Source organism: Mucilaginibacter sp. P4_E8 (assembly GCF_056401495.1).
The window spans coordinates 1-7,536 of the sequence record NZ_JBFUJG010000192.1 but is presented as its reverse complement, the minus strand read 5'-3'; the positions used below and the strand labels follow the sequence as shown (position 1 = coordinate 7,536).

Below are 7,536 nucleotides of genomic sequence, written 5' to 3'. Positions count from 1 at the left end.
AGCGGAGACATTACTTAAACTATACACCCTAATTGGGGATGGCTCTAACCAGGTTTAGGGATTTATACCATTGTTTAATCTGTCGATTTTTGAAATAAAAATCTATGAAAAATAACTTTTGGCTACTTGGTATCCATCGCAACATTATAGCCGATGGTGATGATACAGATGGACAATATGATTTTATTGAAGGGGTTGTACAACCAGGCTCCAAAACCCCGCCGCACATCCATCATCAATATGCAGAGACAGAATATGTTATAGAAGGTGAGCTAACCATATTTACCGATACTGGCACTATTGTTCTGCACCAGGGGCAAGGCTATACTATTCCAAAAGGGAAGCCGCACGCTCTGGCAGCAACAGGGCAAATTCCAACCAAAACGATCACCGTATTTTCACCCTCGGGCTTTGCAAAAGTGATCAGAGCTGCCGGCATTCCGGGTATATTAACGGATGGCTTGCCTGATAAAAAAACAGACATGGAACTTTTTAATACCTTATCCGGCGAAATTGGGGATGTTACCCTTAGGCCTGATACGTTTATAGTTTAAAGTGCTCGTTAAATGTTCCGTCTTTTGTACTCATGCTATTGTAAGCGTCCCGCTTTTGGTTTTTGTGAGTAATGAATATTTAAAACGAACGTATTCCCATAAGGAATACGTTCGTTTTTTTGGTAATTTATAATTCAATCCGCAAATTTGATCATGAGAATAATATCACCGCCTCGACCGGGAGAGTATCCGCCTTATGCCATCGTGTATATGAAACTTCTACCCACAGATGGGCTTATTCTAAAACATCTGCGGAATAATTTTAATATGGTAAAGCAGTTGATATACTCGTTGCCCGAAAGTGTTTTGTACCATAGGTACGCGCCGGGCAAATGGAGTATTAAAGAAGTATTGGTACATATTATTGATGACGAACGCATTTTTGCCTACCGCGCCCTGCGATTTGCGCGCAATGAAAAAAATAACCTGATAGGCTTTGATCAGGATGCGTATGCTACCTATTCTGATGCTGATAACAGGGATCTTGATAACATCTTTGAGGAGTACGAAGCGGTGCGGAGAGCAACCATAGCTTTATTTAATGGCTTGCCCGATGAGGCTTTTGACAGGATGGGTCATGGTACCGGTACAGCCAATGACGCCACTGTAAGGGCTTTGGCCTATCACATTGCCGGGCATGAACTGCACCATATCAATATTATTAAAGAAAAATATTTAAAATAAGACTTAGTCATGCCGAACTTGTTTCGGCATCCCATCTGAATAGCGATAACCAGCGCGAGAGATCTTGAAATAAATTCAGGATGACGGGTTTAAATGGCTGTAATTTGTCAAATAAATCCCTATTTTTGCACCTCAAAATATACGATCACTTTGTAGGTGATTGTTAAACGTAATTTTATAAAATTTAAATCATAGTTGTAGATGATTAGTATTACACTTCCCGATGGCTCCGTTCGTCAGTATGACAAAGGGGTTACTTCCATGCAGATCGCGCAGTCGATCTCTGAAGGATTAGCACGTAACGTATTAGCAGCCGAAGTTGATGGTCAGGTTTGGGATGCCAGCCGCCCCATTGAGCAGGACGCCCATGTTAAATTATTAACCTGGAACGATACTTTGGGTAAATCGACTTTCTGGCATTCATCGGCCCACTTAATGGCCGAGGCGCTGGAGGCTTTATATCCGGGTACAAAATTCGGTATAGGCCCTGCCATTGAAACCGGATTTTATTATGATGTTGATTTTGGTGATAAGATATTGTCTTCTGATGAGTTTAAGCAGATAGAAGATAAAATAATTGAGTTGGCCAAAACCAAAGAAGAATACATACGTAAACCGGTAAGTAAAGCCGATGCCATTGAATATTTTACTGAAAAAGGTGATGAGTATAAGCTTGACCTGATCAAGGACCTTCCCGATGGCTCCATCACTTTTTATACACAAGGTAATTTTACCGACCTATGCCGCGGACCTCACATTCCAAACACTGGTTTTATAAAAGCGGTTAAGCTGATGAGTCTTGCCGGTGCCTACTGGCGTGGTGATGAAACCCGTAAGCAGCTTACACGTATTTACGGTGTTACTTTCCCTAAGACCAGTGAGCTTACTGATTACCTGCACATGATCGAAGAAGCTAAAAAGCGCGATCACCGCAAGCTGGGTAAAGAACTGGAACTATTTGCCTTTTCTGAAAAAGTAGGTATGGGCCTGCCATTGTGGTTACCAAAAGGTACCGCATTACGCGAGCGTTTGACTAACTTTTTACAAAAAGCACAGGTTAAAGCCGGGTACGAGCAGGTAATTACACCACATATTGGGCATAAAAACCTGTACGTAACATCGGGACACTATGAAAAATATGGCGCCGATTCATTTCAGCCCATAAAAACCCCGCAGGAGGGAGAGGAGTTCTTCTTAAAACCGATGAACTGCCCGCATCACTGCGAGATCTATAAAACTAAACCACGCTCATATAAAGACCTCCCGGTACGTTTGGCCGAGTTTGGCACTGTTTACCGTTATGAGCAAAGTGGTGAGCTACATGGTTTAACACGTGTACGTGGCTTTACTCAGGATGATGCGCACTTATTTTGCCGCCCAGATCAGGTAAAAGAAGAGTTTATGAAGGTAATTGACCTGGTATTGTATGTTTTTAAAGCCCTGGGCTTTGAAGATTACACTGCACAGATCTCCCTGCGCGATCCTGAAAACAAGGCAAAATATATTGGTACTGACGAAAATTGGGCTTTGGCTGAATCAGCTATCATTGAAGCAGCGGAGGAGAAAGGTTTACGTACTGTAACAGAGCTTGGTGAGGCCGCATTTTATGGCCCTAAGCTTGATTTTATGGTGAAAGATGCGCTGGGCCGTAAATGGCAACTGGGCACCATACAGGTAGATTACAATCTGCCAGAGCGTTTTGAGCTGGAATATACAGGCAGCGACAACCTAAAACACCGCCCGGTAATGATTCACAGGGCTCCTTTTGGTTCAATGGAACGCTTTATTGCCGTATTAATTGAGCATTGCGCGGGTAACTTTCCGCTGTGGTTATCGCCAGAGCAGTTCATTATCCTCCCGATATCAGAAAAATACGAGGAATATGCAAAAAAACTTTCTGATGTGTTAAAAGATTCCGATATTTGCGGGCTGATTGATTTTAGAGACGAGAAGATAGGGCGGAAGATACGCGATGCTGAAGTCAAGAAGATCCCTTATATGTTGATTGTAGGTGAGAAAGAGGCAGCCGAAGGCATGGTTTCTGTCAGAAAACATGGTCAGGGTGACTTAGGGAGCATGAGCATAGAAGATTTTAAAGAACAAATAACTAAAGAAATAAAAGTATAACTTGGCATTAAACAAACCTTTCAATAGAGGACCAAGGCTTCCTTTTAAGAAAAAAGAAGCTGAACACAACATTAACCAATTCATCAGAGCTCAGGAAGTTCGTCTGGTAGGCGATAACGTAGAGCAGGGAGTTTACTCTTTAAGAGATGCACTGGCAATTGCACAGGAGCAGGAATTGGACCTGGTTGAAATATCTCCAAACGCTGTTCCACCAGTTTGTAAAGTAACGGACTATAACAAGTTCATTTACGAACAAAAGAAAAAGCTGAAAGAGATCAAGAGCAATGCCAAGCAAACAGTTATTAAGGAGATTCGTTTTGGACCGAATACTGATGATCATGACTTTGAGTTTAAATTAAAGCATGCCATCAAGTTTTTGGAATCCGGCGAAAAGGTAAGAGCCTACGTACACTTTAAAGGGCGTGCCATTGTATACAAAGAGCAGGGTGAAATATTACTGCTGCGTTTTGCACAGGCGCTTGAAGAAGTTGGTAAGGTGGAGCAATTACCAAAGCTTGAAGGAAAAAGGATGTTTTTAACCCTTGCTCCAAAGGCTGCTAAAAAATAATTTCAGATGTGCAGCTGCGCAAATCTTAGATTTTCACAGTTGTACTATCTTATATAAAGACATTTACAAGTCTGCAGGGTTGCACATTTGTAAGTTAAACAAACAAATAAATAAAGTTATGCCAAAAATGAAAACCAATTCCAGTGCTAAAAAGCGTTTTAAGCTTACTGGAACCGGTAAAATCACAAGAAAGAACGCATACAAAAGCCACATCTTAACAAAGATGTCAACAAAACGTAAGCGTAACCTTGGTCACACCAGTTTAGTATCTGATGCTGATTCAGGAAACGTAAAACGTATGCTTTGTATCGGAAAGTAATTCACAAATTTTTTAACCAGGTATTAGAGTTTTAAGTTCTGTTGTAAAAGCAGGCACTCACTACCAAAATCAAACAAGATGCCACGTTCAGTTAACGCAGTAGCGTCGAGAAGACGCAGGAAAAGGATCATGAACCTCGCCAAAGGTTATTGGGGTTCAAGAAGCAAGGTTTATACCGTTGCAAAAAACACAGTTGAAAAAGGTTTACAGTATGCTTATCGTGACCGTAAAACCAAAAAAAGAGAGTTCAGAGCTTTATGGATACAGCGTATCAACGCAGGTGCCCGTCAGCACGGAATTTCTTACTCACAATTAATAGGCAAATTAGCAGCAAAAGAGATCGGTTTAAACCGTAAAGTATTGGCTGATTTAGCAATGAATCATCCAGATGCTTTCAAAGCCGTGATTGATGCAGTAAAATAATTAGCGCAAGCTTTATAAGAAAAAGCCTTCTGTTAACTCAGGAGGCTTTTTTGTTTTAATAGGTTTTGGTACTATCTTGTATTAAATTCCTGAACCAATGAAACCTTTACAAAATTTAGCATTACTGGTAGTAGTCATTTTTACCTGCACCAATTTAACGCGGGCCCAAATAAAACTGGATAAAAGTCATCAACTATAATTGTTACTTATGGTTATGTTGGCTGCACCTGCGCGCAATGGGTTATTAATGATAGCCGTATAAAAACAATCGATGCAGAATACATTTACCTGGAACCTGCAAATAGCAAACTAATTGACGCTGATAACCTACCTGACGGTCTCCATATCACAAATGTTAAAGTAACGGGACATTTTTATATGGAGAAAGGATATCCTAAAAATTTTATTGTTGGAAAGGGCGATCCAAAACCTGCACGTGTATTCAGGTATGATAAAATACAAAAGCTCAGGGGAAAAGATAAAAACATTTAATAAAATGCCGCAATTAGCGGCCTTTGTGGTTTGTAGTAAAAATGCACTGTCATGCTGAACTTGTTTCAGCATCCCACTTGCAAGTAACAAGGCGTAGATATGGCATGTGAGATCCCGAAATAAATTCGGGATGACTTTGATATGGGCCTATTTTACTCAATCACAATAATCCTCTGATCACCATATTCTTCCGCATCATTATCAATATCCATATACTGTTTAAAGTTTTGTACATCCCTGTCGACCATATTTTTAAATACAGGGTTTAAGATCTTTGCTATACCTGCGCCAAACCCACCCGCCGGCGGCTGATAACTGATTACCACATCAATAATGGTACCCTTGCCATCAGGAGTATCCTGAAACCGTATTTTGCCGGCATTATCAATGATAGAACCAGGCAGGGAGCTCCAGCCTATCATTTCGTTTGGTTCATCATGCACAATTTCGGCATTCCAGCTTACGGTTGCTAAATCAGAAGGTAACTTTAATACCCAATGCGAACGTTTGGCATCCAGCATATCCACACTTTCCAGGTGTTTCATAAACAGGGGCAAGTTATCAAGCTTGCGCCAAAAGCTATAAACCTTGTGCCTGGGTTTATTTACTGTAAAAGTAGACCTGATATTTATATTGATAGGGTGAGTTGACAGCTTACCAATGCGTTTATACAATTCACAATGCCCGGTAATGCCCCAGCTTAAAAGATACCCGCCGGCACCAATTTTAAGAACACTTGCAAAAGGATTGGAGAAAATGTTTTTAAAGCCTGAGAAACCCAGTTTTACGCCGCCTATAATAGAAGTATAACGTTCGGGCCAGTTTAAGTTTATCCTGTCATCGCCATAAAGTACAGGGTAATTATCGGTATATTTTATTATAGTTGATGCCATAATATTGTTTAAGTATGTGTACAATTTAAACAGCATATGCTATGCTAAGTTTTTGTTAATCGAATTTTATTTAACCTGCTTGTAATTAAATTTAAATTTGGTTAAATCGGGGAGGTGCTTTTTGGGTCTTTGCAGTTCATATTGGTAAATAACCCGCCCCAGATTTTTTAAAAATGGCAGGCAAACGGTAGCATATTCATATTTGTTATCATTATAAATGCCATCCTCATTTGATTGCACCACAGCTGTGAGCATAAACTCAACCTTATTTTTAAAGTCGACGATGTAGGCATTATCAATATCGTACCCATAACTGTCGCCCACTTTGTTAAATATCCTGATGTTGGGCTCCATAGTTGCTGTGCTATCGCCGCCGTAAAACAAAAATTTACAATACGCTTGGAAATATTCGGGCCGGTTATAAGTAGGTTTTGAATTTTCGGTAGGGAACATACTCATATAATGGTATGTGAATTGGTAATCGGCAGAGGTTAGGTTATAACGCTGCTCTTTGGAGAATGCTTCCGGAAAAAGCAGACGTTTTAATACCTGTTGCTGATCGGCAATAGAATACACATTCTTTTGGGTAAAGTCAAAGGGTTTGTTTACCAACCTGTCGCTGCTATCCATATAGGCTTTACCCTGTATCAAATTTTCCAGTTGCATGGGGTAGTCTGTATTATCAAACAAAGCTGGCTTATGATAAACAAGCTTGCCATTATTAAAAAAGTCAATAGGGTTGGTATGTCTTGTGCTTTCGCCAGCATCGCCAACAGACAGGCGGCCAATTATGCGGGTGTTGTTCAATTGATATTTTTTTAATTTGCGGTTGATCTCCTCGCGACCAACAAATTCATACAGGCGATTAAAGGCATCGTTATCACTTACCAATAGTATCTTTTTTATGTAATTTTCTATGCTGGGCAGCCCACTAACAGACGAAGTATCTGCCTTCACTTTGGTTTGTTTTGCAAACGCACTATCGGTTATCATAACCGATAGTTTGGTTAATCCTTCAACATGCAATTCTTTAAGCTTTTCAAGCGCGAATATGGCTGTTGGTAATTTCACCGTGCTTGCCGGGTAAAAATAATGCTTCGCATTAAGGCGATAACTATATGATTTAAAATGTGGTATATTGTTTTTATCCCTGTTTATCTGCGTATACAATATTTGTATTTCGTTTTGGGTAGGGTGGTTCAAAATGCCGCTGAATAGCTCCGGATGATCTTTCAAAAGTCCCTTTAAAAAAACCGTATCAGGCTGCTGGGCAAAACATGTTATACTGGTTAGCAGCAATAGTAGTGTAAAGTATAGCTTCATGAGGCATAAATATACTGATTGTTTAGTTTGTGGATATTAATACTTATCCTACTTTTGTTGTGCTTTAGGTTTCATGCAGTTATTACTGTAAATGAATTAAAAGGGAATATGGTGAAAATCCGTAACTGTCCCGCAGCTGTAAGCTCTTTAACC

The 7,536-nt window shown here is 40.1% G+C and carries 8 protein-coding genes and 1 riboswitch; of the genes, 6 read left to right on the top strand and 2 right to left on the bottom strand.

Annotation, left to right across the window (positions count from 1 at the left end):
* Nucleotides 1-104: 104 nt before the first annotated feature.
* The 6 genes from AC1DRQ_RS28250 (at nt 105) to rplT (ending at nt 4,675) form a co-directional block, all read left to right on the top strand.
* A complete protein-coding gene (locus AC1DRQ_RS28250) occupies nt 105-554 on the top strand; it encodes a cupin domain-containing protein (protein ID WP_477428973.1) in 450 nt (149 codons plus the stop codon).
* Nucleotides 555-707: 153 nt separating this feature from the next.
* A complete protein-coding gene (locus AC1DRQ_RS28245) occupies nt 708-1,238 on the top strand; it encodes a DinB family protein (RefSeq protein ID WP_477428971.1) in 531 nt (176 codons plus the stop codon).
* A gap of 201 nt (nt 1,239-1,439) precedes the next feature.
* Nucleotides 1,440-3,365, top strand: coding sequence for a threonine--tRNA ligase (thrS, locus tag AC1DRQ_RS28240; protein WP_477428969.1), 1,926 nt, complete (start codon nt 1,440-1,442; stop codon nt 3,363-3,365).
* Nucleotide 3,366: 1 nt separating this feature from the next.
* A complete protein-coding gene (gene infC / locus AC1DRQ_RS28235) occupies nt 3,367-3,933 on the top strand; it encodes a translation initiation factor IF-3 (protein ID WP_091207084.1) in 567 nt (188 codons plus the stop codon).
* Nucleotides 3,934-4,051: 118 nt separating this feature from the next.
* A complete protein-coding gene (rpmI, locus tag AC1DRQ_RS28230) occupies nt 4,052-4,252 on the top strand; it encodes a 50S ribosomal protein L35 (RefSeq protein WP_429392782.1) in 201 nt (66 codons plus the stop codon).
* Nucleotides 4,253-4,330: 78 nt separating this feature from the next.
* Nucleotides 4,331-4,675, top strand: a complete 345-nt coding sequence (rplT, locus tag AC1DRQ_RS28225) for a 50S ribosomal protein L20 (RefSeq protein ID WP_076369188.1) — start codon at nt 4,331-4,333, stop codon at nt 4,673-4,675.
* Nucleotides 4,676-5,319: 644 nt separating this feature from the next.
* Here the strand turns inward: rplT and AC1DRQ_RS28220 are convergent.
* Nucleotides 5,320-6,060 carry an SRPBCC family protein gene (locus tag AC1DRQ_RS28220; RefSeq protein ID WP_477428966.1) on the bottom strand — a complete coding sequence of 247 codons (741 nt, stop codon included), beginning with the start codon at nt 6,058-6,060 and terminating at the stop codon, nt 5,320-5,322.
* Between the two features lie 66 nt (nt 6,061-6,126).
* On the bottom strand, nt 6,127-7,383 hold the full coding sequence (locus AC1DRQ_RS28215; protein ID WP_477428964.1) for a serine hydrolase: 1,257 nt from the start codon (nt 7,381-7,383) through the stop codon (nt 6,127-6,129).
* A 49-nt stretch (nt 7,384-7,432) separates the two neighbouring features.
* Nucleotides 7,433-7,536, top strand: a riboswitch (cobalamin riboswitch). This riboswitch is flagged as partial in the annotation.

Coding starts and splice junctions, on each gene's coding strand:
- AC1DRQ_RS28250 (WP_477428973.1), top strand. CDS start 105: ATGAAAAATAACTTTTGGCTACTTGGTATCCATCGCAACATTATAGCC.
- AC1DRQ_RS28245 (WP_477428971.1), top strand. CDS start 708: ATGAGAATAATATCACCGCCTCGACCGGGAGAGTATCCGCCTTATGCC.
- thrS (WP_477428969.1), top strand. CDS start 1,440: ATGATTAGTATTACACTTCCCGATGGCTCCGTTCGTCAGTATGACAAA.
- rpmI (WP_429392782.1), top strand. CDS start 4,052: ATGCCAAAAATGAAAACCAATTCCAGTGCTAAAAAGCGTTTTAAGCTT.
- rplT (WP_076369188.1), top strand. CDS start 4,331: ATGCCACGTTCAGTTAACGCAGTAGCGTCGAGAAGACGCAGGAAAAGG.
- AC1DRQ_RS28220 (WP_477428966.1), bottom strand. CDS start 6,060: ATGGCATCAACTATAATAAAATATACCGATAATTACCCTGTACTTTAT.
- AC1DRQ_RS28215 (WP_477428964.1), bottom strand. CDS start 7,383: ATGAAGCTATACTTTACACTACTATTGCTGCTAACCAGTATAACATGT.